The organism is Rhizobium sp. 768_B6_N1_8, from assembly GCF_051811225.1.
In the GTDB taxonomy this organism is placed as follows: Bacteria; Pseudomonadota; Alphaproteobacteria; order Rhizobiales; family Rhizobiaceae; genus Rhizobium.
Genome location: NZ_JBPWPV010000001.1, coordinates 659,303 through 684,342 on the forward strand (window position 1 = coordinate 659,303; position 25,040 = coordinate 684,342).

Here is a 25,040-nt window from a genome sequence, read left to right on the forward strand (position 1 = left end):
CACATAATCATTCAACAAAAACAGTCTCTTGCACCGGAATGCCTAGGCATTTTCGGCAAGGTCCCCTGTTGCCCGAATTTCTCGAACGCCCACGGAAAACTCCCATGATTGCCCCCAAACTCCAAGGAAAGCAGCTCGCTCTCACCGTCGCCCTTCTGGCATCCGCCACATCGGCACTCGCACAGGAAGCAGCCAACGGCACCGTCACTCAGCTCGAAACGATCAAGATCACCGGCAACTGGCTGGAAGAGCCGAACGAGGAGAAGGTGCTGAAACATCCGGGCGCCCGCACGATCCTCGATCGCGAACAGTTCGAAGAGCGCGGCGCGCAGGATATCCGCGATGCGTTGAACCAGATCCCCGGCGTCCAGGTGCAGGAAGCCAATGGTACCGGCGGCAGCGATGTGTCGCTGAATCTCGGCGTGCGCGGTCTGACCTCGCGCCTGTCGCCACGCTCCACCGTATTGATGGACGGCATCCCGCTGGCTTATGCGCCCTATGGCCAGCCGCAGCTTTCGCTCTTTCCGCTGACGCTCGGAAATGTCGAAACGATCGACGTCGTGCGCGGCGCCGGCTCCGTACGCTACGGACCGCAGAATGTCGGCGGCATTATCAACTTCGTCACCCGTCCGATCCCGGAGGATTTCACCGCTCGCTTCTCCTCGGGCGCGGAGATCGCCGGCAACAACGGCCACGTCAAGGCGACGCCGAATTTCCTGATCGGCGGTACCAATGTTGACGGCCTTGGTGCGGCCATCCTCTATTCCGGAATCCACGGCGAAGGCTATCGTGACGCCAACGACCGCACCGATATCGACGATATCATTGCCAAGGGCGCTTACGAGTTTTCGGATACGGACAAGCTCGGCATCCAGTTCCATCACTATGAGGGCGAGGGCAAGATGCCCGGCGGCCTGACGAGCGCCGAATATGAAGCCGATCCCTACCAGTCGACACGCCGCTACGACGATTTCAGCGGTCGCCGCAATGATATCTCGCTGCGCTACCAGCATGACGATGGCGACAACAATTTCGAAGTGCTGACCTACTACGTGGATTCCTTCCGCGGCAGCCATGTGGAGCAGCAGGGCACAGGCGCCAGCGCCGGCCTCTATCGCCTGACGTCTGCTCCGCGCAGCTACAGCTATTTCGGCATCGAGCCGCGCTATTCCCGCCTGATCGAGCTCGGCGGCATTACCCAGGAGGTGACCGTCGGCTATCGGTATCTCTGGGAAGAAAGCTCGGAAGTCGCGTCCCGCACGGCTTTCTACAGCAGAGCCTCGGGCATCGATCCGACCACGCGTAGCTCGCCCACCTACCAGACGAGCGATGGCGGCACGATTGCCCATGCTTTCTACATCGACGACAAGATCGAGATCGGCGACTGGACCATCACACCGGGCATTCGCTACGAGATGATCAGCACGCACAACGATGTCGTGAATTTCGGCACCAGTGGTGCGGTCACCAGCTCGCTCTCTCCCTCGGTCGAGGCGAACGAAGCCCTGCCGACATTGTCGGCTTCCTACCGGCTCACCAATGAGTTGACCGTCTTCGGCAATGTCGGCGTCTCCTTCGGCCCGCAGCAATACAGCCAACTCGCATCCACCACGGATGGCCTGCATCCCGAGAAGGCGACGACCTACGAAATCGGCCTGCATTATGAGGGCGATAACTGGAACGCTGAGCTGACTGCCTTCAATATCGACTTCGACAAGGAACTCTATCTCGGCCGCACCATCGTCGGCGAGGGCATCTGGACCGATCTCGGCGCCACGCGCCACCGCGGCATCGAATCCGCCATCAACTACGATATCGGCGATGTCGTGCCCGCACTCGACGGCCTGTCGCTGTCGGCAAGCTACACCTACACCGAGGCGACCTATGAAGCCGGCGCCTTCGAAGGCCGCGACCTGCCGTTCTATTCGCGTCAGGTCGCCTCGCTCGGGGCGCGCTACCGCTACAACGACTGGATCTTCAATGCCGACCTGCAGGCCCAGTCAAAGCAGCATTCGCCGGGATCTGCCGATGCCGGCGCGACCTATGTGACGGAAGAGGATGCGACAGGCCGCCTCGGCGATATTCCAGGCTACGGCACCGTCAACCTGCGCGTCGCCTATCAGCCGGAAGACAAGAAGAATGCCCCGCAATTTGCCTTCGGCGTGAAGAACCTGTTCGACAAGGAGTATTTCACCCGCTCGACGGACAATAATGGCGGCAAGTTCGTGGGCCAGCCGCGCACATTCTTCGTCAACGCATCGATCGCCTTTTAAAAGCATGTCGCGCAAAAGTGTGCAGCGGTTTTGCTGCAACGCCATGCGAAAACAAGAGCCTAAAGCGTGGCAAGCGAATCTGAAAGATCGCGACACGCTTTAAGGGCCTGATCAATCCATCCGTCGGATGGAAATTCGCACTGACCTTTCCTAGATTAAGAGGTGCGGGATTTTTCACCGACGGCCGGATCGGCTGGAACGATGGATACCCAAATCCCGTTTCATATCGGCCAGATAAGAAGGAATATGGTCATGCGTACGGTCATTGCAGCAGCCTCGATCATTCTCCTCGGGTTCGCCGCTCCGGCCTTCTCCCAGGCCCTCGGTGATATGGACTATTCCGGACGCTTCGGCGGCATGCCGCCCGGCACGGTGCCGGACGCGGAATCAAGTAATGCTTTTTCGATTCCGCTCGATCCCGTCGAGAGCGACAATATCACCGTCGTCATTCCGTCCGACCGGACGGCTTGTCCGCGGCTTGGTACGAGCGCCTATCGCACGGCCGAGCGTGACGGCACGCTGGCTACCGCCTGCCGCCGACGGTAAGTTAAATTCCAGTGCAGGAACGGCTATTTGCCGTTCTTGTGCAGGATCACGCCAAGCTCATGCCACTCACGCCCGTCTCGCTGGATAAGCTCGTCGGCGCAGGCCGGTCCCATGCTGCCGGGTGCGTAAGGGTCCGGCACGCTCTGATCTTTCGCCCACTCATCCAGGAAGGGCTGTACCGCCGCCCAGCCGGCCTCGATGCCGTCGGCGCGCTGAAATAGCGTCTGGTCGCCGATGAAGAGGTCGTAGAGTAGCGATTCATAACCTGTCGTCTTGCCGATATCGAATTTGTCGGCATAGCGGAAATCCAGCGAAACCGGCACGGTGTCGACGGATTGTCCCGGCGACTTGATGGAAATCTCCATGCTCATGCCCTCATCGGGCTGCACCTGGATGACGAGCCTGTTCGGCGGCAGACGGCGGTTGACCTCCGTTTCGCGAAACTGCGCGAAAGGAACGGGCTGGAAGGTGATGACGATTTCCGTGTCGCGTGCCGTCATCGCCTTGCCGGTGCGCAGATAGAAGGGCACGCCAGCCCAGCGCCAGGTATCGGCATAGAGCTTCAGCGCCACATAGGTCTCTGTCTTGCTGGCGGGCGAAATATCCTTCGTATCGCGATAAGCGGGCAAGTCGGTACCGTTGAGCGGACCGGCGGTATAAGCCCCGCGTACGCCATTCGCCTTTGCTTCCTCCGGCGTGTAGATGCGCAGAGCCTTCAGCACCTTGCTCTTCTCGTTACGGATCGCCTCGGCGTCGAAACTGTTCGGCGGCTCCATGGCGATCATTGCCAGAAGCTGGAAGAGATGGTTGGGGATCATGTCGCGCAACGCGCCGGTCGCGTCGTAGAACTTCCCGCGCGTACCGACATCGACGATCTCCGAGGCGGTGATCTGCACGTGGTCGATATAGCGATTGTTCCACAGCGACTCGATCATCATGTTGGCGAAACGCGCCGTCATCAGGTTCTGCACCGTTTCCTTGCCGAGGAAATGGTCGAGCCGGTAGACTTGGCTTTCCTCCACGCGGGCGAGGATGCGCGCATTCAAAGCGCGGGCTGAGGCGAGATCGGTGCCGAAGGGCTTCTCGATCGCAATACGACGGAAGCAACCGCCGCTTTCGTCCATCAGTCCGAGATCCGCAAGTTTCTCGACGATCGGCCCGAAGAAGCTTGGCGGCACTGCGAGATAGAAGGCTGCATTGCAGGTCGTGCCGAGGCGCTTGCCGATTTCGAGGAAGATATCATCCTTGGTGAAATCGCCCTGCAGATAGGAGATGCGCGATCGCAGGCTCTCCCAGGCTTTGTCCTTGCCAGTTGCTTCCTCGCCATCGAGATGGGTGAGGAAAGCGTCCAGCCGCTGGCGCAGGAATTCATCGTCACCAGGCTCGATGCCGACGCCGAGGATGTTCAGGTCCCCGCCGACGAGATGGCTGCGGGTGAGATTGATGATGGCCGGAACCAGCAATCGCCGTGTCAGATCGCCGGTGGCGCCGAAGATGACGAGAGTGACGGGCGGGGTGGGGTGAGCGTCCATGCGTGTCATCTCCAGCTTAATTCTCCCGGCCGAATATAAAGCGCTCCGGTTCTGCCGCAAGCACCTTGCAGCCCAAGAATAACAAGCGTTTGACACAGTGCTAGAAATACATAAAGACATAAAGATATCGTTATGTCATTGGGTGATCCATGATCGATCTTGTCAGCGCCAGCTTCTTCCTCATGGCGGCTCTTGCCCTTCTCGGTTCGCCCGGTCCCGCCATCGCTGCGCTCCTGGCAATCGGCCGCCTCCATGGTATGGCGACCGGCCTGCGTTTTCATGTCGGGCTGCAGATCGGCTTGGCAATTGCAGCCGCCGCGGCGGCAGCCGGCCTTCTGTCGTTGATCGAGGCAATCCCGCTGGCGATGATGGTGATGACAGTCGCTGCCACCGTCTACCTCGTCTGGCTGTCCTGGAAGATCGCATCGGCGCCTGTCGGTGCAGATCTCTCCGCCGCACGGCGGCAAGCCTCGCCAACCATCGCCGGCGGTGTCGTTCTAGGCCTCACCAATCCCAAGGCCTATATCGCGTTCGCCTCGCTCTTTGCCGCTTACCGGCTTTCGCAGGATGGCGCGCTGGACATGCAGGCCAAATGGGCGCTCTGCGTCCTCGTCATGATCGTGGTCGATATTTTCTGGCTGTGGCTGGGCGTTGTTTTGGGCAAGGTGAAGCTGGAGCCATCGAGCGAGCGAGCGCTCAACATCTGCTTGGCCTCGTCATTCTCGCGACTGCGGTACTGTCGCTGGTCGAGCTTGTCGGCGCCTGAAACGATATGGCCATTGCTGAAGGTCTTTCCGCAATGGCCGTTTTAAGATGATGGATAACTTACGCCTTGGAGGCGGACTTGTCCGTTGTCGTATCGGTGGCCGGCTTCGTGTCGGTCTTCACCGGCCAGGTGATGTAGTAATTCTGCGTGCCGACCTGGCCGAAATAGACTTCGTTGCCGGTGCCCTTTTCGATGAAGCTGCCGTTTTCGCTTCTGACCAGGCGCCCGTGCGAATCGCGCTGCAGATGGTCGCGCAGGAAGTCGTTCCAGTCGTCCGTCTTGATCGCCGTGCCCTTCTTTTGGTCGACATCGGCTTCCTTGGGGTCGGTCACGTCCCAGGCCTTGATCGAAACGCCCTTGGTCGGATCGGTAACCGTCAGCTGGCCTTTCTTGAAAGCGGCAAGCATGGCAGCTTCCTGGCTGCCGGCGCCCTTGGCGTCTGCCGCAGCCGTCATGTTCTGGCGCAGCAGCGCCATGAAGGAGGCGGTGGTGATATCGGTGCTGGCGGTGGTGTTGCCGGAGGTATCAGTCGATCCTGCCTTGCCGGCATTGATCTTGTCGAGCATGACCGATAGCGCCGAGCGCGTCTGCGAGGGAAGGCTGGAATAGTCGTGATCGGTCGTGCTGCTGGAGCTGCTCTCCGAGGAGCCGCCCTTGATCGTCTGCAACGCTATCTGCGCCGTCATAAGCCTCATGGTGGAAACGGAAGAAACCATCTGAAAATCTCTTTGTCGGGCCTCGCACTGGTGGCGCAAAGGCGTTTAAAGGATAGCGATCGACGCTGGCGGCGTCGCTAAAGCACGTCTGGATTGAGAAATCCCAGGGCGAACCGCTACACTTCAAACTTTGCGTGTGGCTTGCGGATGGCTGACAAAGTTTCGCCGGCAGCGATCAAGCGGACTGCTGCCGGCGTCATAGAACTCAGAATTTCCGGTCAGGCCTTCACCGCCACCATGAACAAGCGCGGGAACTTGAGCAGCACCTTGCCGTCGGCGGCCTTCGGATAGACCCTGTCGATACGTTCGAGATAGTCGGCCAGAAACGCCTCGCGATGCTCTTCGCCGGCATGGTCGAGATAGGGGCGAAGGCCAGTTCCCTTGACCCACTCGACGATCGCGGCTGCATTGTCCATCGGATGATTGTAGATCGTATGCCAGATGTCGACGCGGGAGGATTTGGCGATCAGCCGGCTGTAATAGGTCAAAGGCGGCGGAAGCACATTGCGGCGCACGCTCTTCTTCTCGAAAGCCGTCTTCCACGGGCCGGCATGCGCCGTTTCCTCCATCATCAGATGGCTCGGCTCGCCGAGATTGTCGGGCATCTGCACGGCGAGCACTCCGCCCGGCGCCAGCCCGTCCATCAGCCTGTCGAAGATGTCGAGATGGTTGGGCAGCCATTGGAACACGGCATTGGCAAAAAGCAGGTCCGCCGGCTCCGAGGGTTGCCAGGTCGAAAGGTTGGCCTCTACGAAAGCCGTGCCCGGCAGGCGCTTGCGGGCCGCCTCCAGCATGTTCGGGTCGCTGTCGAGACCCGATACATTTTGCGCACCATAGCGCTCGATGATCAGTTCGGTCGAATTGCCCGGACCGCAGCCGAGATCGACCGCGTGGCGCAGCTCCGTCAGGGGCACCTGCGCCAGCAGGTCGCGCGCCGGGCGGGTGCGTTCATCCTCGAATTTCACATACTGGCTGGCTGACCATGCCATCGTCTTTCTCCTGAAGTCAGGCCACGTCCTCGACGCAGCAGATGCGAACTTTGTCGATACGGGCCGACCGGTTCAGGCAGCCAGGATCGCAGCGCCAACGCTTGAAAATATCCGGTCCTCGACATGATTCAGCGGGTTCAACAAAGGTTTTCCTATATCAGTTTTTAACAGACTTCAGTGTCGCCGATCGCAGTCTTGCTGATGGGCTTCCACTTATTGCCGTCGATGTAGAAGAACTCGATGAAACATTTGTTGGCGTCGTCGTTCAGTCACTGGGCAATGACGATCTCTTCGCTAGCCGTTGCGTGGCATCAGAAGAAACTGACGGCGCTTACGCCGCCAGGATCGTGATTCCATGGGCATTTGCCGCTGCCCGCATACGCGCCACCGTTTCCTGTGACGGGCTGCCTTGCGGCTGTTCGGTAACACCCTCGGTCTCGATGAATTCGGCCATGTCGCGATCGACGATGGCAGAAAAGACCGCGGGGACGGTTCCATTGTTGGAATAGCCGTGCACCATGAAAGGCGCGATGGTGACGATGTCGCCTTCGCTCGCCTCGATCTCTTCCGGCCCGGTATCGGTAAGTCGCCAGATCGTCAGCGTGCCCTCGATGATCCGGAAGACTTCCGGGCTTGCATGGGCGTGGCGCGGCGTCTTGCCGCCGGGCTCAACGGTCACGTCGAAGATGTTGAGCCAGTTGCCTGTGAGGCGAGCCCGTCGCTCGACCTTGTCGCCCAGCACGAAGAAGCTTTTTGCCTCCGTCCGGGCATCTGTTTTCACAAATGAGTTGGACATGATGTCTCTTTCTTGCTCTTGCGGGGCGGTCCGATAGACCTTTGCGGCCGTTTTGGCAACCGCCACAAAATCAGGGGAGGGTGAGCGGAGATGGCTTTTGCGCGCTCTCGGGCCCTGAAACCGACGACGATCATATTGGTATGGCTTCTCCGCTTCGCAAGTGCGACAGGTTGGCAGCCGCTGTTTCCATGATACCGGCCTGTAATATCGGCGACACAGAAGAGGCGCATAGAACGCGCCGATCCTTCCCCGCCAATCAGGCATACCATCAGCGGAGCAACCCCATGTCTTCACTTCCCGTCGTCGGCGCAGCCATGACGATCGACGAACTCGAAACCCATCGTGACTGGCTCTTCGAAAAGTCCCGCGATCTCGAGCTGCAGAGCTTCGTCAACGCCGAGGTGCTGAACGGTGACTGGACGCCGCGTGCCGATCGCGCCAGGAAGCTGCTCGACGGCTACAAGGGCCGCGTCGGCATCCATGGCCCGTTCTGGGGCTTCATCATCGCCTCGCAGGATCCGGATATCCGCGCCGTCGTCTCCCGCCGTATGCTGCAGGGCCTCGATGTCTGCGCTGCGATCGGCGGCACGCATATGGTCATCCATAGCCCCTACACGACCTGGAGCTACAACAACCTCGACAACAACGAGGGCGAACGCGAAAAGATCGTTGAATACTGCCATCAGACGATGCGCGAAGCGGTGAAGCGCGCCGATGAAATCGGCTGCACCCTCGTTATCGAGAACATTGAAGACAAGGATCCGCATATCCGAGTAGCCTTGGCTGAAAGCTTCAACTCGCCGGCCGTATCCGTCTCCATCGACACCGGCCACGCGCATTACGCCCACGGCTATACCGGCGCTCCGCCGGTCGATTATTACGTTCATGCCGCCGGCAACCGCCTCGGCCACATTCATCTGCAGGATGCCGACGGTTATGCCGACCGCCACTGGGCGCTTGGTGAAGGCACCGTCAACTGGCGTGCGGTTTTCGCAGCACTTGCTAAGGTCGAAAGCAATCCGCGCCTGATCATCGAGATCAAGGACAAGTCGAAGATCATCGCTTCGGCCGAATACCTGGCTTCGCTCGGCCTTGCCCAATAACAGCGTCAAGTAATCGGAACAGGCGGCGTGATGATCATCTCGCCGCCCTTAACTTTCAGGCCGTTGCATCCTTCGGCCGGCGCGTGAAGGCAAGCGGCAGGCAGAGCACATAGAAAGCCGCGCCAAGCACCCAGACAAGCCCCGGAAAGACATCGCGCGAGGCGAAGTAGATGGTGCTGATCGCCAGCGGCCCGATGATCGAGGCAAGGCTCGTCATGCTCGCGAGCATCCCCTGTGCACGCCCCTGATGATCGTTATCGACGCGCCCCGTCACCAGAGACTGCAGGGCGGGCGCACCGATGCCGCCGAGGCAGAAAAGTGGCATCAGCAGGAAGGCCATCCACCCCTCCGTCAAAAGCGCGATGATGATATAGGCCGCGCTGTCGGCAATGATGCCGATCAGCAGCGCCCGATGCTCGCCCCATCGCTCGCTGATCGGCCCGGCAATGAAGGCCTGCACGACGGCGTGGAAGAAGCCGAAGGCCGCAAGCGAGATTCCGACCATCATCGGCGACCAGGAAAACTTGTCCTGCCCATAGAGAACCCAGATCGTGCCGCCGACTTCGCCGACGAGTGCCAGGACGAAATAGGCGCCCGCAAGCGGCAAAAGCAGACGGTAGCCTAGTAGCCAGCGGAAATGCGCGAGTGGTGAAAACTCTTGGCTCTCGGCCTCCGCGCCGGTCTTGCGCGTCTCAGGCAGCAGGAACAGCGCCATCAGCAGGTTAGCCGCATTGAGCACGGCGGCGGCGATGAAGGGCAGCCGCACGGAAAATTCGCCGAGCACGCCGCCGATCGCCGGCCCGGCAATGAAGCCGATGCCGAAGCAGGCGCTGAGCTGGCCGAAGCGGCGCGTGCGCTCGGCATCTTCGGTAATGTCGGTCACGCAGGCGGCGGCCACTGCATTGCTGGCGCCGGTGATACCAGCGATCGCCCGACCGATGAAGAGCAGCCAGAGCGACGGGGCAAGAGCCATGAAAACATAGTCGACCGCCGCGCCGGCAAGCGACAGCATCAGCACCGGCTTGCGGCCGAAGCGGTCCGACAACGAACCGAGCACCGGCGAGAAGATGAACTGCATCAACGCATAGAGTGCCAGGAAGGCACCGAATCGCCAGCCGAGATTATCGGTATGGCCGACATCCTGAAGCAGCCGCGGAAAGATCGGCAGGGTGAGCCCAATCCCGGCGGCATCGAGGATCACGGTGGCATAGATGACGGTAAGTGCTTTTTTCATGGGATCATCTGAAAATTTATCACTGATAAGTTCCTTATCGCTGATAAATTGAAATGGCAACAGCGAATGGAAACAGGATGAAGGTGGACCGGGCGCAGATCGTCAACGAAGCGCTGAAGCTCTTGAACGAGGTAGGCATCGACGCGCTTTCCACGCGGCTGTTGGCCGATCGGCTGAATGTGCGCCAGCCTGCGCTTTATTGGCATTTCAAGAGCAAGCGGGCGCTTATAGAAGCCATGGCCGAGGAGATCATGGCGCGCGGCCACACCCACGACTGGCCGGTCGTGCCTGATAATTGGCGGGATTTCATGCTCGAAAACGCCCGTGATTTCCGTCGCACGCTCTTGAGTTATCGCGATGGCGGCCGCGTGCATGCCGGCACGGAAACCAGTCCGCAGGATCTTCCCAATGTCGAAGCCCATATCGCCGTTCTCGTCGAAGCGGGCATGGAAGCGGAATTCGCTATGGAACTGCTCGTCGCCATCGCCCGCTACACTGTCGGCTGCGTCATCGAGGAACAGGCCGAACCGCCGCCGGAACAGGAAAAGCTCGATGCGGCCGCAGCCGATTTCCCGCTGACGCGCCGGGCGATCACGCATTATCGCAATCGCGGCCACGAGGCTTTCTTCGAGGCCGGCCTCAGGATGATGATCGACGGCGCCGCCCTTCGGTTGTCGCAGGACGCCTAAGTCTCAGTCGCGCATCGCCCAGCGAATGCCGGCGGCGACCGAAAGCCCCAGCAGCGGCCATATTGCCCAGAATGTCCCCTGCCATGTCAGCATGTTGATGGCGACGATGCCGACCCCGATGACGGCAAACGCGGCGACGCGCTGATCGAACCGATCCTGCCTCCGCACCCATATCATTGCCGTCACGAAGGCGAAGGCAAGCATCGGCCAGACGGCCCAGAACTCGCCTTCCCAAGTGGCAATGTTGATGAAGACGAGCACGGCGCCGATAAGAGCGAGAATGCCGCCGAGCTTGCGCAGCCTGCCGCGCGGGCGCAGCGCCGGGGCCGGTCTTGGCGCTGGCATTTCGACGGGCCGTTCGGGAGCGGCTGCCGGCTTCCGCGGCTCCGCGCTGATATCGCCGATGCGCACGGCATAGCTAGGCACGGCATCGGCAACGTTCTTCATCTCCAATGCCCCCAGAAAGTCGAACCCGACAGCCACCTTGTTTCGCACCTGGTCATAGACCGTGTTCGAGATCACGATCCCTCCGGCCGGCGCGGACGCTTGCAGGCGGGCAGCGATATTGACGCCATCGCCGTAGATATCCTCGCCTTCGACGATGACATCGCCGAGATTGATGCCGATGCGGAAGAGCATGCGCCCATCCGTGGGCCGCGCTGCATTCTTGCCTGCTAGCTCGTTCTGCACGTCGATCGCCGCCCGCACCGCTTCGACAACGCTCGGGAAATCGGCCAGCAATCCGTCGCCCCAGGTATTGACTACGCGTCCGCCATGCGAGGCGATGAGGCGGGACATGGCATCGCGATAATGCTTGAGCATGGCGAGCGTGCCTTCCTCATCCGCGCCCATCAAGCGAGTATAATCCTGCACGTCGGCTGCAAAGATCGTCGTCAGCTTGCGTTGTGTCTCGCTCATGAAATCCCCCATCGCCGCCGGCCGGAACTGGCTTCGTTATTCTATAAGTGGGATCGCAGTCTTGTTTCGGTAGTCCGCTCCAGCGCGGGCTACCATCCCACATTCCTAGAATTGCGTAATAACGCTGATGCCCGTGCCTTCGGCCTTGTCGAGCGTCATCAGCGCCGGCACTGCCTCTGCCAGGCTGATGCGCCGGCCGATCAGTTTCTGCGGCGCGATCTTGCCGGCGGCGAGCATCGAAAGCATGGCATCGTAGCGCCAAGCCTGCATGCCGTGGCTGCCGTAGATTTCCAGCTCATGGCCGATCACCTGCGCCATCGGGATCTGCGGCGTGGAATGCTCGCCGAGCATCAGCCCTACCTGCACATGCCGGCCGCGCCGGCGCAGGTTCTTGATCGAGTTGAAGCAGGTGACGGGGTGGCCGAGTGCGTCGATGGAGACATGCGCGCCACCCTTGGTGATTTCACGCACCGCTTCGGCCACATCGGCGACCGTGGAGGCATTGATCGTGGCGACGGCCCCGCATTCGCGTGCAAAGGCAAGCTTCTGCTCGGATATATCGACGGCAATAGCATTCGCGCCCAGCGCAGTCGCGATCATGATCGCCGAAAGCCCGACGCCGCCGCAGCCATGTACGGCAATCCATTCGCCGGGGCCGGTGCGCGCCTGATCGGCAACCGCGCGGAAGGAGGTGGCGAAGCGGCAGCCGAGGCTCGCTGCCGTGGCATCATCAACGCTCTCGGGCAGGTGCACCAGATTGGTATCGGCATAGTCGATGCCGACATATTCCGCGAAGGAACCCCAATGGGTGAAGCCCGGCTGGAACTGGTTGGGGCAAACCTGCTGGTTGCCCGAATGGCATTCACTGCAATGGCCGCAGCCGGAAACGAAGGGCACCGTCACACGGTCGCCGACCTTGAAGCGCACGACACCTCTGCCGGTCGCGACGATCTTGCCGGCAAGCTCGTGGCCCGGCACATGCGGCAGGTGGATATCCGGATCATGGCCCATCCAGCCGTGCCAGTCGCTGCGGCAAAGCCCGGTTGCGCCGACTTTGATGACCACACCGTCTTCCGTCGGCGTCGGGTCCGGCACGGTGCGGATATCAGGCGCCTGTTCGAAAGCTTCGTAATACATGGCTTTCATCTGTCTTCTCCTGGGCGGGATATGCGTGTCTTCATCCATGATGGCATGCGGCGAGGGTTTTCATCCAGTCGCCTTTCCATCATTTTCCTTTATGGACCCATCGTTTTAGAACCATGGCACACGCATCAATATTTCAATCCTAGCGCACTATCGGGCATTTTATTGCTTCGATGTTTCAACCGTCAATTTGCGCTTGACCGCCCCCGACAGGGAGGATTTTGCTTTGCCGACTTCATGAGGAGAGCCGCAAATGCCCGTCGATACGTCACCCCGCACGACCACCTGGACCTATGTCGACGGAGAGTGGATTGCCGGCAACCCGCCGCTGATCGGGCCGACCTCCCATGCCATGTGGCTGGGCTCCACCGTCTTTGACGGCGCCCGCTGGTTCGATGGCATCGCGCCCGATCTCGACCTGCATTGCCAGCGTATCAACCGTTCCGCTGTCGCCATGGGCCTGAAGCCGGTGAAGACTGCTGAAGAGATCGAGGCGCTTGCCTGGGAAGGCGTGAAGAAATTCGACGGCAAGACTCCGATCTACATCAAGCCGATGTATTGGGGCGAGCATGGTTCGCCGGGCAGTGTCGTGGCCGTTGATGGCGAATCCACCCGCTTCGCGCTCTGCCTGTTCGAAGCCGCGATGGGCGGCCATGGCGGCTCTTCGCTGACCGTCTCGCCCTACCGCCGCCCCACGCCGGAAACCGCAATGACCGATGCCAAGGCAGGCGCGCTCTATCCGAACAGCGGCCGTGCGATTGCCGAAGCGAGAGGCCGCGGCTTCGACAATGCGCTGATGCGCGATATGAACGGTAATGTGGTCGAAACAGCTTCCTCGAACGTCTTCATGGTCAAGGACGGCGTCGTCTTCACACCGATTGCCAACCGTACCTTCCTCGCCGGCATCACGCGGCTGCGCGTCATCGGCTTGCTGCGCAAGGCCGGCTTCGACGTGCGCGAGGCGACACTTTCTGTCGAGGATTTCATGGGCGCCGACGAGATTTTCACGTCGGGCAACTATTCGAAGGTCGTCGGCGTCAACAGGCTCGACGGCCGCAATTTCCAGGAAGGTCCGATTACCCGCAAGGCGCTGGAGCTCTACATGAACTGGGCTTATGGGCGCGGGGGGAATGAGGAGTAGTGTGGCCGCTGCCTAGCGTCTCACCGCATAAAGCTCTACGCCATCCGTGAAGCCTTTTAATCTGTGGCTTCCCACTGACACGGCATCCTCAGGGCGCACCTCATTGAAAAAGTCCTGAGACATCAGCAAGGCCTCCCCAAGCTCACTGCACACGCCCTGAATGCGGCTGACGAGATTCACATCCCCGCCGATCAGCGTGAAATCCAGTCGCCGGCCGGAGCCGATATTGCCGTAGCTGACCTCGCCGTGATGCAGCGCGATGCCGGCCTTCGCGCCGATCCCGTCATAGTTGAAACCATCCAGCGCCTCGAGAATCGCCCGGGCAGCCGAAAGCGCTGCATTGCAGGTTCGGGTCGCATCATAGCCGGGGAAGAAGGCGAGCACCGCATCGCCCATGAACTTCAGCACTTCGCCGCCTTCTCGCGTGATCGCCGGAATGACGTGGTCGAAATAAGCGTTCAGCAACCCGAGCACGGTTTCGCCCGGCAAGCGGTTGGAGAGTTCGGTAAAGCCGCGCAGGTCGCAGAGCAGCAGGGCTGCCTGCATGGATTCGATCTCGCCCTGGCGGATGCGGCCGGAAAGGATACGGCTTGCCGTCAGCGGCCCGATATAGGTGTCGAGCAGGCTGAGCTCGACCTGGCGCAGAATGCGGAGTTCGCTGGTATTGCGCAGCGCCGGCACGATACGTTCGATCACCTGCATCTCCGAAGCGGTGAAGCCGCCCGGCCGTTTGGTGCCGAAGATGGCGGCACTGACTGGACCGTCGGCATTGCAGAGCGGCGCGATCATCAGCTGCACGAGGCCACGCCCGGCGAAGACGTCGATATGCTGCCAGCGGCCATGCGGGCTCTGGCCAGGGCCGACGACGAGCATTTCACGGCTTTCGAAAACCTTTTGCAGTGGCGTATTGGCAATGGCGAGCCGTGTGCCATGCTCGCGGTCATGGATTTCCACCGGTTCGCCCGGCGCCCAGGCGATGGTGCGGCCGATATATTCCGGGTGCAACGTCATCAGATGCAGCGTCAGCCGATCGACTGGAACACCGAGCGCCCGAAGGCGGCGCCCGAGGCCGGAGACGAGGCCGACCTCGTCGAGAGCATGACATTCGTCGCCGGTCAGCCATTCGATGAGGCCGAGCACCGCAGTCGTGTTGAGGCTATTGGCCGGTGCCCTGGTTTCAACGGCGTAGTCGATGTCGAGCAGGTTATTCACGAGTGTTCTCCTTCGCTGGGACGGTGCGCTCAGTGAGCGCCGCCGCCGGAGACCTGGCCGGTTTTTTTCAGAAGCAGGGAGGCGAGCAGAGCGATGACGAGGGCGACGCCGAGCAGGAAGAAAGTGTCGCTGAAGGCCATGATATTGGCCTGCTTGCGCAGCTTCAGTGCGATGGCGACGACCGCCTTGTGCGTGGCAATGGCCTGGTCGCTGACGCCGTGGCTCATGAAATAGCCCGTGAGCTTTGCGACGCGATCGCGGGTGGCTTCCTCGAAGACGGAGACCGAATTGGTCAGGATATTCGAGTGGAACTGCTCGCGCTTCGACAGGAAGGTCTGCAGCGAGGCGATACCGACGGCGCCGCCGAGATTGCGCATCATGTTGAAGAGGGCGGAAGCCGAACCGGCATTCTCCGGCTCGATACCTGCGGTGGCGATCGCCGACAGCGGCGTGAAGACGAGGGCCTGACCGACGGCACGCACGACATTCGGCCAGAAGAGCTGATCGCTCGCATAGTCGCCCGTCATATGAACGTTCATGAAGTTTGAGGCGGCGAAGAGAACGAAGCCGACGACGATCAGCAGGCGGATATCGAAGTGCTTCATCAGGCGCGGCACCAGCGGGATCAGCAGAAGCTGCGGGATGCCGGTCCAGGCAAGCACCAAGCCGATCTGCTCGGAATTATAGCCCTGGATACGGGTTAGGTAGATCGGCAGTACGAAGACGGAGCCATAGAGCGCGATACCCAGCAGGAAGTTCGCAAGGATGCCGAAGCCGAAGTTGCGGCGAGCAAACAGGCGCAGGTTCAAGAGCGGATGGGCGACTTTCAGCTCGATGATGAGGAAGAGCGTTAGCGAGACGGCGGCAATGATCGTGAGGCGGACGATGAAATCCGAGCCGAACCAGTCTTCCTTATTGCCTTCTTCCAGCACGGTCTGAAGTGCGGCAAGACCGATCGCCATGGTGATGATGCCGGGCCAGTCGCCCTTGGCGAGCAGGCCGAGATTCATCGGTGCACGATCGAGCGAAGCCCAGAGCATGCCGACCATCAGCGCGCCGGGCACGAGGTTGATATAGAAGATATATTCCCAGCCCCAGTTTTCGGTGAAATAGCCGCCGATGGTCGGGCCGATCGCCGGCGCGAAGGTGGCCGAAAGGGCAAAGAGCGCAAGACCGATCGGCTGCTTGGGCTTGGGCAGAAGCGTGATGATGATGGTGAAGGCCATCGGGATCAGCACGCCACCGGAAAAGCCCTGGATGGCCCGCAGAATGATCATCTGCTGCAGGTTGACCGCAAAGGCGCAGGCGACCGAGAAGACCAGGAAGAGCACTGCGTTGACCAGCAGGTAGTTGCGCACAGAGAAGACCCGGGCAAGCCATGCGCTGAGCGGAATGACGACGATCTCGGCGATGAGATACGAGGTCGAGATCCAGCCGCCATCGTCGGTGCCGGCGCCGATGGCGCCCTGAATGTCGGCCAGCGAAGCATTGACGATCTGGATGTTGAGGATCGCCATGAAGGCGCCGAGTGTGGAGCCGACGACGGCGGTCCACATGCGAAGCGGGCTCATGGCGGGTTTGACAGCGGGGACCGTCGCTGCGGCGGGGCGCGCGACCGAATTGCTGTTTGCGGCGATCTGAAGCGTAGCCATGACTTATCTCCTTCCGGCTCTGCGGAAAACTGTCTCATGACGCTTTTCGGGTGATAATTGAGAAAGGGATGGAAGGATCATCCAGCAGGAGTGGATAATCCTTCCTCCGCGGCCGCGGAGGTCTGAGCGGCCTTGGTATCGATATCGGGGATAACAGACATGCCCGAGCGCAGCAGGCCCGCAAGGCGTTCGTCATCGATGACGATCTTGACCGGGATGCGTTGGACGATCTTGGTGAAGTTGCCGGTGGCATTGTCGGGCGGCAACAGCGAGAATTCGAGACCGCTGGCCGGCGAGACGCTATCGACATGGCCCTTGATGGCAACATCCGGGAAGCTGTCGACCTTGATCTCCACCGTCTGGCCGGGGCGAACGAAGGTCAGCTGCGTTTCCTTGAAGTTGGCGACGACATAGACCGCATGCAGCGGCACGACCGCCATCAGCTGGGTGCCTGAGGTGACATACTGGCCGACGCGGATCGAGCGGGCGCCGACCGTGCCGTCAACGGCAGCGACTATATCCGTATAGGAGAGGTTCAGTTCGGCCTGGCCGGCGGCGGCAGCAGCGCGGTCGCGCTGGGCGAGCAGTTGCTCGCGCTGCGTCTGCAGCACCGGCACCTTGTTCTCGGCGGCAACGAGTGCCGCCTTATCGCGCTCGACAGCAGCGGCGGCCTGATCCTTCAGCGACTGGCTCTGTTCTGCACGGGATTGCGTGCCGGCGCCGTTGGTGATCAGCCGGCTGGCGCGGTTGGCATCGGACTGGGCGAAGGTCAGCGAGGCCTGCGATGCATCGAGCGTTGCGCGGGCCTGCGCAATGATCGACTGCTGCAGCGAGATCTGCGCATCGAGATTGGTGACGGCGGCCTCAGCAGCCTTCACATCGGCCTTGGCCTGTGAGAGGGCGGCCTGGAAATCGCGGTCGTCGATGCGGGCGAGAACCTGCCCGGCCTTGACGGTGTCATTGTCATTGACGAGGACCTGCCTGATATAGCCGGCGACCTTCGGGGCAACGGTCGTATAATCTGCCTTCACATAGGCATCATCGGTGGATTCGATGAAGCGGCCGACTGTCCAGTAGCGGTAGCCGAAATCGCCGGCGAAGGCGACACCAGCAAGCAGCGCTGCGGCGATGACGGCGCGCTTGATGAGCTTGCGGCCGGTCTTCCCAGGGGTCTCTACGACCGCGGCGGCGGCTGCAGCCATCGCTTCTGCAGCCGGTGCTGCAGCTTCTGCGGTGGGGGCGGTTCCGGCCTGCTGGACGTTCTTGAAAACTTCGTTGCGGGGCAGTTCGACCATTGTCCTTCTCCATTCGTCTCGGCTTCATCAGTGCGAAGCCCTGTTCGATGAGCGGAAGATGGACCCGGACATGCTTTCTGATAATCTGCTGTTTTCGGGAAGGATCATCAACTCTCAGCGGATAATCGAGGAATAATATGGATCGGCTGACCAGCCTCACAGTCTTCGGTCGGGTGGTGGAATGCGGCGGTTTTTCCGCTGCCGCGCGGCGCCTCAACATGTCCGTCACCATGGTGGGCAACCATGTGCAATCATTGGAAGATCGCCTCGGCGTACGGCTATTGAACCGCACCACGCGCAAGGTCAGCCTGACCGAAACCGGCAAATATTATTATGAGCGCTCGTCGCAGATCCTGGCCGATCTGGAAGAGGCGGACCGGGCTGCCGGGGCCTTGAGTTCGACGCCGCGCGGCACGCTGAGATTCTATACGAGCAGCGCCATCGTCCGCTTCCTGCTGCCGGTCATCAATGAGTTCATGACGCTCTATCCGGCGGTTCAGATCGATTTCAACATCGGCGAGCGATCGGTGGATATGATCGAAGACGGGTATGATCTGGTGATCCGCACGACGCCATCACCGGATTCGAGCCTCGTTGCGCGCAAGCTGACGCCCTGGCGGCATTTCCTCGTCTGCTCGCCGGACTATCTGAAGACCCACGCCATGCCGACGACACCGGCGGAGGTCGCCGGGCACAATTGCCTGCAGTATGCCTACTATCCCTTTGGCGAGGAATGGCGTTTCGAGGGTACCGAGGGACAGCCGGAAAGCGTCAAGGTGGGCGGCAGCATCATCTCCAACAGCGCCGAGACCCTGCGTTATCTGGTGCTGAACGGGCAGGGCATCTTCCTCGCACCAAGCTTCGTCGTCTTCGAGGATCTGGAGGCCGGCCGCCTGGTGCGAATGATGCCGGATTATCGCGGCGTCGAGATCCATATCAACGCCGTTTATCCGAACCGCAGCCACTTGCCGACTAAGGTGCGGCTGTTCCTCGACATGCTGGTGGACCGTTTCGCCGAACACCGAAAATGGATGGCATGAAAAGCGTCCGGCGGGACTGTTTATCTCACCGGGCGCCCTTACGGTCCTTGTCAGATGACTTTCAGCACGATCTTGCCCTTGCTATGCGGGCGTTTGCCTTCCAGCATCTCATGCGCCGCGATCGCCGCATCGAGCGGCAGCATATCGCCGACATTGGTTTCGAGCTGACCGGCATCGACCATCGCGGTGATTTCGCGGAGCTCCTTGGTCGTGACATTGACGAGGAAGAAGAAAGCTTCGATGCCCTGCGTTTTAGCTAGGTCCTGATCCGGCTGCGAAACGGCGGAAACAAGCTTGCCGCCGCGCTTCAGCACAGCAAAGGAGCGTGTCTGCGTCTCCCCGCCGGCAAGATCGATGACGGCATCGACCTCATGGGCAAAGTCCTCGAAACGCTGGCTGCGGAAGTCGACGGCGACATCGGCGCCGAGTCGCTTGACGGTCTCGATATCGCTTCCGCTTGCCGTGGCGATCACCTTCAGCCCGGCCTTGTGGGCGAACTGCACCGCATAGGCGCCGACATTGCCCGCCGCGCCATGAATGAGCACCGTCTGTCCAGCCGTCAGCCTAGCGTGGTCGAACAGCGCCTGCTTTGCGGTCACCGCGATGACGGGGATCGAGGCGGCTTCGACATGGCCGATGCTTGCCGGCTTCACGCCAATCATGCCGGCTGCGGCAATCGCATATTCGGCATAGGCGCCGATGAAGCGCGGATTGGTGACACCGTAGACCGCATCGCCGCGGGCTACATGGGTGACACCTTCGCCGACCGCTTCCACCGTGCCCGAGAGATCAGAGCCGAGCGTCAGCGGTAGCGGCTGGGGCAGGGCGCTGTTGCCCGAACGGATCCAGCCATCCCAGGGACCGACCCCGGCCGCATGCACCTTGATCAGAACCTCATCCTTGCCGGGCGCGGGGATCTCGACATCCTCGGCAATGATGGCTTCCGGCGGTCCGAATGCATGAACCCTGTAGGCTTTCATGGTCGTCTTTGTCTCGCTCTCGGTAATCGTGGTCATCTTCTGCTCCTTCGTGTGAACCGGCTCTCCGGTTTCGATGGAGTGAAGATGCCGCCATCGAAGACTTTCGATAATCCCTGCTGTTCGGGAACGATTATCAAGCATCAGAGGATAATCCGGTCCGGCCGCGCGTTCTGCCGGACCGACATTTTATCACGGCCGGACCGGCGAGCCGACATATCCGGCAGACTGGATATAGGCGATGGGCGCAAAGAAGTTGCCGCGGGCATTGAAGGCCATCAGCCCTTCCTCGCTCAACGCCGCCCGCACGGCCGGGCGGGCTGCGACACGCTTCATGAAGGCAGGAAGGGCGGGAAAACGATCGAGATCGATTTCGATCCAAGGCGACCAGTTGAGGCAGACGAAGAGATAGGCATCCGCGACCGTGAAATTCTCGCCGGTGAGATAGGGACCGGCAAGGCGTCCATTGATCCAGTCGAGGCGTTTGTTCACGACCGTGCGCATCGCCTCATGTGCGGTGGCGTAATCGGCATTGAAGAGCATTGCCATCGGCTTGTGCAGTTCCGACGTGATGAAATTCAGCAGGGATTGCACCTGATTGCGGCCAAAGTCGCCGATCTCGGGCAGCATCCTTCTGCCCTCAGGCGCGCTATCGGCAAGAAGCTGCACGATCGCCGGCCCCTCCATCAGCACCTTGCCATCGTCGAGCATCAGCGCCGGCACATAGCCGTTGCCGTTGATGGCGAGATAGTCCTCGCCGTTGCTGGTGCGATGCGTCTTTCGATCGACCGTGATGAGCTCGATATCGATATCCAGTTCCCGGCAGACGATATGCGGCGAAAGCGAACAGGCGGCCGCGTGCATATAGAGTTTCATAGGTTCCTCCTTCTGCGGCAGCGTGAAACCGCCTGCATCAATTCGTTGGACATTTGTACTATTTCGCATAAAATTCCTGTGGTCAATTATTTTATGCGAAATGGTACAAAATGAACGAGAAGAAGCGCGGCCGCCCGAGGGCCTTCGATGCGAAGGTGACATTGGAAAAGGCGAGGGAGGTGTTCTGGGATCGCGGTTTTGCCGGCACGTCGCTGGACACACTGAGCGCCGCTACCCAGCTCAACCGCCCGAGCCTCTATGGTGCCTTCGGCGATAAGGAAGATCTCTATCTCGATACCCTTGAGGGCTACCGCGCCGAAAGCATGGACGTGCTGGCAGATGCGCTCGACCCATCGCTGCCCCTGCGTCAAAACCTCGCGCGTGTCTATCAACGTGCGCTGGCCATCTATCTACACGGGGAAACCGCCGCACGTGGCTGCTTCCTCATCGGCACAGCAACAGCCGAGGCGATCCAGCATGAGCGGGTCCGGGAAATATTGAGCCGCAGCCTCGACGATTTCGACGGGGAGATCGAAAAACGCATGAAGCTCGCGATAGAACGGGGCGAATTGCCCGACCGAAGCGATCCTCACACGCTTGCAAGGCTCGCTTCCGCCGTCATGCATTCGCTTGCAGTCCGTGCGCGGGCCGGCGATAGCCGCGAAACGCTCGAGGCCCTGGCACAGTCCGGAGTGGACATGATCTGCGGCAAAGCCTGAGGCTCAGGCCTGCTCTTCCTTGGTGCGCACTAGCCATGTGAAGGCCGCGCCCGCGAGCAGGAGGACGCTGGTACCGAGAAAGACCGCCGGCATGCCGATATGCCCGCCGACGAAGCCGCCGAGAACGGGCCCGGCGACCTGGCCCACATATTGCGAGGAGATGGACAGGCCGAGAATGCTGCCGGCAGCACTATCGGGCACACTATGCCGGATGACGGCAGTAATGCAGGGCAGGAGCCCGCCAAGCGCCAGGCCCATCAGGAAACGCAGAGCAATCAGCTGCCAGGAGCCGGTGACGAAGGCCTGCGGAATGAGCAGCAGTCCGGCAACCGCGAGCGCGCCGGCAATGACCGGCCAGTGGCCGATCCGGTCGGCAAGCTTGCCGAGCCGCGAGGCCGACAGAATGCTGCCGAGCGCCGCCGCCGACATGACGATGCCGGCCACCATCGTCACCTGACCCTGATCGGGCACCAGTTGCGCCACATAGACGGTGATGATCGGCTCGATCGACATATTGGCGAGCATCAGCAGCAGCCCGGTCGCAAGCATGGCGACCACCGGCCCCTTGTCGGGAATGGATTTCCAGCCGCCGGATGCCTTGGCCGCCTGTTTGCGGGCCGCCGATTTCTCCTCCTTGATGAGGAAGGTGGTGGCGAGGAAGGCGAAGAAGATCATGCCGCCGGCTGCGAGAAACGTGCCGCGGATGCCGATGATGGGCGGCAGCGCCCCACCGATCAGCGGGCCGACGAGATTGCCGGCCATGATGCCGGATGAGAGCACGCCGAGCGCCCAGGCGGAGCGGTCCTTTGGCGTCTGTGTCGCCACCAGCACCATCGAGCCGGAGGCGTAACCGCCCGCCAGGCCGACGAAGAGGCGCAGCGCCACCAGCTGCCAGACGCTGCCGGCCATGCCCATCAGCGAGATGGCGATGGTCATGCCGAGGCTGGCGCGCACCAGCATCAGCTTGCGACCGTAGATGTCGCCCAGCCGGCCCCAGAGCGGCGCCACGCAGGCGGCGGCAAAGAAGGTCGCGCCATAGGCAATGCCCGACCACTGTACGATCGCCGCATGATCACTCACGCCAAGCTCCTCCACGTAAAGCGGAAGGAAAGGAAGCAGCAGCGTCATCGCCACGATGGTCGTGAACGAGCCAAGCAGCGAGATGACAAGATTGCGTTTCCAGTAGGCGGAGCCAGGCGCCACCTTTGCGGCGTCCCATTGAGTGTCGGTCATTGCGGATCTTCTTCGGTACAGTCTGGCCGTGGCCAAGATGAAGCGATCCTCACTTTACGCACCGCCCTGAGGGCTGCCAAGGACGGATTCCGGCCGATCCGACCTGCCGTCATCAGGAAAAACGCACCGAAAGCCACGATTTTGCCTCTAACTGATTGCAATATGCAATCAGAATTACAAGGGAGGAACAATCATGGATCACAGGGACGAAAGCCGTGCGCAGATGCTGCGCGCGCTCTATGCAGCCTATCTGGATCGCCGGAAGGATATCGTCGGCGCTATGCTGACGGAGAACTTCACCTTTTCCAGCCCGCAGGATAATCATATCGACCGCGCAACTTATTTCGCGCGCTGTTGGCCGAACGAGCCGCAGCTGAACGCCTTCGATATCGAGTTCCTGGCGGTCCGTGGCGATGAGGCCGTCGTCCGCTACCGGGCCGAAATGACTGATGGCAAAGCCTTCCGCAATATCGAAAGCTTCCGCTTCGATCGCGACCGCATAGCATCCGTCGATGTCTATTTCGGCCGCAACACCGCTTAGAAAAACCGTATCGCCGATGTCGTGATGATGATGATCGAAACCGCAATCATCAGCGGTTTCACCGGTAGCCGCTTGACGAGGATCGCTCCGAAGGGCGCGGCGATCACGCCGCCGATGATAAGGCCAACCGCTGAGCCGAGTTCCGACCAGCCAAGCGTCAGCACGAAGGTAATCGAGATGATCAGCGTCACCGCGAATTCGGTGAAATTGGTCGAGCCGATCACCCGCTTCGGATCGTGGCCGCGGCCGACAAGCGAGCTGGTGACGATCGGTCCCCATCCGCCGCCGCCGATCGCATCCAGCACGCCGCCGCAAAGTCCGACGGGCGGCACCATCCAGTCGCGGACATCGCGCTTCGGCATCGGGTGGAAGGCTTTCCAGAGGATCACGAGACCGATGGCGATCAGATAGGCCGAAACGAAGGGCTCAATGACCTTGCCATCGACATTGGCAAGCAGAAAGGCGCCGGCCGCCCCGCCGATCATGCCGGCGGGTGCGAGCCGCGCCACGAGCTTCCAGTCGACATTGCGGTGCCAGGCATGGGAAATGCCCGATGCGGCCGTCGTGAACATCTCCGTCACATGCGTCATCGCGCTGGCATTGGCGACCGGCACGCCGAGCGCCAGCAGGCTGGTCGTCGAGAGCACGCCGAAGGCCATGCCGAGCGCGCCATCGACGATCTGAGCGCAGAAACCGACGATGATGAATAGGAAGAAATCCGTGGTCATGAAGATCCCTGGTGAGCAAAAGCTCGACTGAAAACACGCCTAACGCATGTCGCGCAAAGCTGTGCAGCGGCTTTGCGATTACGACATGCAGAGAACAAAGACCTAAAGCGTGGCAGCGAATCTGAAAGATCGCGACACGCTTTGAGGGTGAAAAAAGTTCCGTTTCAAGCGTCAAGAGCGCTCCGTTTGAGGCGGATGACCTTGAAGAAGCCCTTCGGGAAAACCGGCAATATTTCAATGGCATCGAAACCGCTCGCTCGCGCCCAGTCGATGATCCGGCTGATCCGGAAGGAGGAGCTCCAGCCGATGCGCCGGGCAAGCGGCGCCACGGCCTCCTCGATCGCGCCCTGCAGGCCGGCGCCGTCGCCGAGCTTGCTGGCCAGAATGATTTCGCCACCTGGCCGCAGAACACGGGCGCATTCATCGAGCGCCCGTTCCGGCTCGGGGATGAGCGTGATGACGAAAGGCAGGCAGACAGCATCGAAAGACTGGTCTTCGAAGGTCAGCGCGTGCGCGTCCATCACCTGCAATTGCCGGATATGGAAGAGCTTCTGTCTTACGACCTTTTCCCGCGCCCTGGCGATCATATGCTCGGAAATGTCGATGCCCGTCACCCGGGATCGCCGAGGGTAGTGGGAGAGCACCAGCCCGGTGCCGACGCCTATTTCCAGAATGTCCGTACCGGCGTCAGCGGCAAGCCGCGCCAGCGTGCGATGCCCGTCGCGCAGGAGACCGCGATAGACCTGATCATAGACCGGTGCCCAGCGCTGATAGATCTTCTGCTGGTCTTCCGCCTGATTTTGAACTTGTCCCCGATTTTGAACTTGTCCCATGAGAGCGCCTCCTCCAGACCCTGCCTTCAAACTCGTAAAGGCAGGCTCCGGTTCCGGCGACACGACAGAGGAGTTGTCAGATGTGCTG

24 protein-coding genes are annotated in these 25,040 nt (G+C 61.0%); 9 read left to right on the top strand and 15 right to left on the bottom strand.

Annotated elements, in window-relative coordinates; translation table 11 throughout:
• Positions 1-104: 104 nt before the first annotated feature.
• Both AB8B33_RS03275 and AB8B33_RS03280 read left to right on the top strand, forming a co-directional pair.
• Positions 105-2,273: a TonB-dependent receptor family protein gene (locus AB8B33_RS03275; protein WP_439014339.1), complete on the top strand. Its 2,169-nt coding sequence runs from the start codon at positions 105-107 to the stop codon at positions 2,271-2,273.
• Between the two features lie 252 nt (positions 2,274-2,525).
• Positions 2,526-2,819, top strand: a complete 294-nt coding sequence (locus AB8B33_RS03280; RefSeq protein ID WP_439014340.1) for a hypothetical protein — start codon at positions 2,526-2,528, stop codon at positions 2,817-2,819.
• 23 nt (positions 2,820-2,842) lie between these two features.
• Here the strand turns inward: AB8B33_RS03280 and zwf are convergent, their stop codons facing one another.
• Positions 2,843-4,351 (bottom strand): glucose-6-phosphate dehydrogenase, encoded by a 1,509-nt coding sequence (zwf, locus tag AB8B33_RS03285; protein WP_439014341.1) that lies wholly within the window; start codon positions 4,349-4,351, stop codon positions 2,843-2,845.
• A 149-nt stretch (positions 4,352-4,500) separates the two neighbouring features.
• Here zwf and AB8B33_RS03290 point away from each other — a divergent pair, with 149 nt between their 5' ends.
• On the top strand, positions 4,501-5,163 hold the full coding sequence (locus AB8B33_RS03290; protein WP_439014342.1) for a LysE family translocator: 663 nt from the start codon (positions 4,501-4,503) through the stop codon (positions 5,161-5,163).
• 13 nt (positions 5,164-5,176) lie between these two features.
• Here the strand turns inward: AB8B33_RS03290 and AB8B33_RS03295 are convergent, their stop codons facing one another.
• The 3 genes from AB8B33_RS03295 to AB8B33_RS03305 all read right to left on the bottom strand — a co-directional run bounded on the left by AB8B33_RS03295 (position 5,177) and on the right by AB8B33_RS03305 (position 7,618).
• Entirely contained in the window at positions 5,177-5,833 is a 657-nt protein-coding gene (locus AB8B33_RS03295; RefSeq protein ID WP_439014343.1) for a hypothetical protein, read from the bottom strand.
• A 218-nt stretch (positions 5,834-6,051) separates the two neighbouring features.
• Positions 6,052-6,822 carry a trans-aconitate 2-methyltransferase gene (gene tam / locus AB8B33_RS03300; RefSeq protein ID WP_439014344.1) on the bottom strand — a complete coding sequence of 257 codons (771 nt, stop codon included), beginning with the start codon at positions 6,820-6,822 and terminating at the stop codon, positions 6,052-6,054.
• Positions 6,823-7,153: 331 nt separating this feature from the next.
• The gene (locus tag AB8B33_RS03305) at positions 7,154-7,618 is read right to left on the bottom strand and encodes a cupin domain-containing protein (RefSeq protein ID WP_439014345.1); all 465 of its coding nucleotides are present in this window, start codon (positions 7,616-7,618) and stop codon (positions 7,154-7,156) included.
• 284 nt (positions 7,619-7,902) lie between these two features.
• Here AB8B33_RS03305 and AB8B33_RS03310 point away from each other — a divergent pair, with 284 nt between their 5' ends.
• On the top strand, positions 7,903-8,721 hold the full coding sequence (locus tag AB8B33_RS03310) for a sugar phosphate isomerase/epimerase family protein (protein ID WP_439014346.1): 819 nt from the start codon (positions 7,903-7,905) through the stop codon (positions 8,719-8,721).
• Positions 8,722-8,776: 55 nt separating this feature from the next.
• Here the strand turns inward: AB8B33_RS03310 and tet are convergent, their stop codons facing one another.
• The gene (tet, locus tag AB8B33_RS03315; RefSeq protein WP_439014347.1) at positions 8,777-9,955 is read right to left on the bottom strand and encodes a Tet(A)/Tet(B)/Tet(C) family tetracycline efflux MFS transporter; all 1,179 of its coding nucleotides are present in this window, start codon (positions 9,953-9,955) and stop codon (positions 8,777-8,779) included.
• Between the two features lie 53 nt (positions 9,956-10,008).
• Here tet and tetR point away from each other — a divergent pair, with 53 nt between their 5' ends.
• Positions 10,009-10,644, top strand: coding sequence for a tetracycline resistance transcriptional repressor TetR (gene tetR, locus AB8B33_RS03320; protein ID WP_439014348.1), 636 nt, complete (start codon positions 10,009-10,011; stop codon positions 10,642-10,644).
• 3 nt (positions 10,645-10,647) lie between these two features.
• Here the strand turns inward: tetR and AB8B33_RS03325 are convergent, their stop codons facing one another.
• Together AB8B33_RS03325 and AB8B33_RS03330 are read right to left on the bottom strand one after the other, a co-directional pair.
• Positions 10,648-11,562, bottom strand: a complete 915-nt coding sequence (locus tag AB8B33_RS03325) for an adenylate/guanylate cyclase domain-containing protein (protein ID WP_439014349.1) — start codon at positions 11,560-11,562, stop codon at positions 10,648-10,650.
• A gap of 105 nt (positions 11,563-11,667) precedes the next feature.
• Positions 11,668-12,708: a zinc-dependent alcohol dehydrogenase family protein gene (locus tag AB8B33_RS03330; protein ID WP_439014350.1), complete on the bottom strand. Its 1,041-nt coding sequence runs from the start codon at positions 12,706-12,708 to the stop codon at positions 11,668-11,670.
• Between the two features lie 250 nt (positions 12,709-12,958).
• On the opposite strand from AB8B33_RS03330, the gene AB8B33_RS03335 reads away from it, so the two are divergent.
• Complete coding sequence (locus tag AB8B33_RS03335) at positions 12,959-13,846, top strand: branched-chain amino acid aminotransferase (protein ID WP_439014351.1); 888 nt, start codon at positions 12,959-12,961, stop codon at positions 13,844-13,846.
• A 12-nt stretch (positions 13,847-13,858) separates the two neighbouring features.
• On the opposite strand, the gene AB8B33_RS03340 is transcribed toward AB8B33_RS03335, so the two are convergent.
• The 3 genes from AB8B33_RS03340 to AB8B33_RS03350 form a co-directional block, all read right to left on the bottom strand.
• Positions 13,859-15,040: an adenylate/guanylate cyclase domain-containing protein gene (locus AB8B33_RS03340; RefSeq protein WP_439017180.1), complete on the bottom strand. Its 1,182-nt coding sequence runs from the start codon at positions 15,038-15,040 to the stop codon at positions 13,859-13,861.
• A 47-nt stretch (positions 15,041-15,087) separates the two neighbouring features.
• On the bottom strand, positions 15,088-16,710 hold the full coding sequence (locus tag AB8B33_RS03345) for an MDR family MFS transporter (protein ID WP_439014352.1): 1,623 nt from the start codon (positions 16,708-16,710) through the stop codon (positions 15,088-15,090).
• 77 nt (positions 16,711-16,787) lie between these two features.
• Positions 16,788-18,005 (bottom strand): HlyD family secretion protein, encoded by a 1,218-nt coding sequence (locus AB8B33_RS03350; RefSeq protein WP_439014353.1) that lies wholly within the window; start codon positions 18,003-18,005, stop codon positions 16,788-16,790.
• Positions 18,006-18,142: 137 nt separating this feature from the next.
• Between AB8B33_RS03350 and AB8B33_RS03355 the strand changes: the two genes are divergently transcribed.
• Positions 18,143-19,045, top strand: coding sequence for a LysR family transcriptional regulator (locus tag AB8B33_RS03355; protein WP_439014354.1), 903 nt, complete (start codon positions 18,143-18,145; stop codon positions 19,043-19,045).
• A 50-nt stretch (positions 19,046-19,095) separates the two neighbouring features.
• Here the strand turns inward: AB8B33_RS03355 and AB8B33_RS03360 are convergent, their stop codons facing one another.
• On the bottom strand, positions 19,096-20,061 hold the full coding sequence (locus tag AB8B33_RS03360) for an NADP-dependent oxidoreductase (protein ID WP_439014355.1): 966 nt from the start codon (positions 20,059-20,061) through the stop codon (positions 19,096-19,098).
• 153 nt (positions 20,062-20,214) lie between these two features.
• Entirely contained in the window at positions 20,215-20,898 is a 684-nt protein-coding gene (locus tag AB8B33_RS03365) for a glutathione binding-like protein (protein WP_439014356.1), read from the bottom strand.
• Between the two features lie 110 nt (positions 20,899-21,008).
• On the opposite strand from AB8B33_RS03365, the gene AB8B33_RS03370 reads away from it, so the two are divergent.
• Positions 21,009-21,617 carry a TetR/AcrR family transcriptional regulator gene (locus AB8B33_RS03370; protein ID WP_439014357.1) on the top strand — a complete coding sequence of 203 codons (609 nt, stop codon included), beginning with the start codon at positions 21,009-21,011 and terminating at the stop codon, positions 21,615-21,617.
• A 3-nt stretch (positions 21,618-21,620) separates the two neighbouring features.
• Here the strand turns inward: AB8B33_RS03370 and AB8B33_RS03375 are convergent, their stop codons facing one another.
• Positions 21,621-22,850, bottom strand: a complete 1,230-nt coding sequence (locus tag AB8B33_RS03375; protein WP_439014358.1) for an MFS transporter — start codon at positions 22,848-22,850, stop codon at positions 21,621-21,623.
• Positions 22,851-23,043: 193 nt separating this feature from the next.
• Between AB8B33_RS03375 and AB8B33_RS03380 the strand changes: the two genes are divergently transcribed.
• On the top strand, positions 23,044-23,391 hold the full coding sequence (locus AB8B33_RS03380) for a nuclear transport factor 2 family protein (RefSeq protein WP_439014359.1): 348 nt from the start codon (positions 23,044-23,046) through the stop codon (positions 23,389-23,391).
• Here AB8B33_RS03380 and AB8B33_RS03385 read toward each other — a convergent pair.
• Positions 23,388-24,119, bottom strand: a complete 732-nt coding sequence (locus tag AB8B33_RS03385; RefSeq protein ID WP_439014360.1) for a sulfite exporter TauE/SafE family protein — start codon at positions 24,117-24,119, stop codon at positions 23,388-23,390. The genes AB8B33_RS03380 and AB8B33_RS03385 overlap by 4 nt on opposite strands.
• A gap of 164 nt (positions 24,120-24,283) precedes the next feature.
• The gene (locus tag AB8B33_RS03390; RefSeq protein WP_439014361.1) at positions 24,284-24,952 is read right to left on the bottom strand and encodes a class I SAM-dependent methyltransferase; all 669 of its coding nucleotides are present in this window, start codon (positions 24,950-24,952) and stop codon (positions 24,284-24,286) included.
• Positions 24,953-25,040: the final 88 nt, after the last annotated feature.